This window comes from Rhodococcus sp. MALMAid1271 (assembly GCF_049195265.1).
Taxonomy (GTDB): domain Bacteria; phylum Actinomycetota; class Actinomycetes; order Mycobacteriales; family Mycobacteriaceae; genus Rhodococcoides.
The window spans coordinates 1-617 of record NZ_JBMIRQ010000103.1 but is presented as its reverse complement, the minus strand read 5'-3'; the positions used below and the strand labels follow the sequence as shown (position 1 = coordinate 617).

The window sequence follows — 617 nt, the reverse complement described above, 5'->3', positions numbered from 1 at the left end:
CCGGCTGCTGCGGTGCCGAGGTAGACCTGTTGGACTTTCGGGTCGGCCTGTACTTCGGCGACTGTGCCCTCGGCGAGGACGCGTCCAGCAGCCAATACCGTCACCGAGGTCGCGAACATGCGCATGAAGTCCATGTCGTGTTCGACCACCACCACCGTCCGCTCGCCGCCGATGCGTTGGAGCAGTTGGCCGGTCTGTTCGCGTTCTTCGTGGCTCATCCCGGCGACGGGTTCGTCGAGCAGGAGCACGTCGGCGTTCTGCACCAGCAGCATTCCGATCTCGAGCCATTGTTTCTGCCCGTGGGCGAGGATGCCGGCGGGCTTGTCTCGTTCGCCGGTCAGGCCGGTCGTGTCGAGGGCCTGTTCGATCTGCGGCAGCACAGAACTGCGTCGTCGTAGCATCGTCAGTGCTGATCGTCCGGATCCGGCGGCGATATCCAGGTTCTGCAGGACGGTCAAATTCTCGAAGATGCTGGCGGTCTGGAAGGTGCGGCCGATACCGAGGCGGGCGATCTGGTGGACTTTTTTGCCGAGCAGTTCGACACCGGATTTGGTGACCGACCCGGTGGCTGGGACGAGGCCGGTGATGGCGTCGATCAGGGTGGTTTTGCCGGCGCC

The 617-nt window shown here is 64.2% G+C and carries 1 protein-coding gene; it reads right to left on the bottom strand.

The window, feature by feature from the left end; all coding sequences use genetic code 11:
• Positions 1-617, bottom strand: a 617-nt coding sequence (locus tag ACOQFP_RS16675) for an ATP-binding cassette domain-containing protein (RefSeq protein ID WP_421584941.1), incomplete at both ends; no start/stop codon positions are given.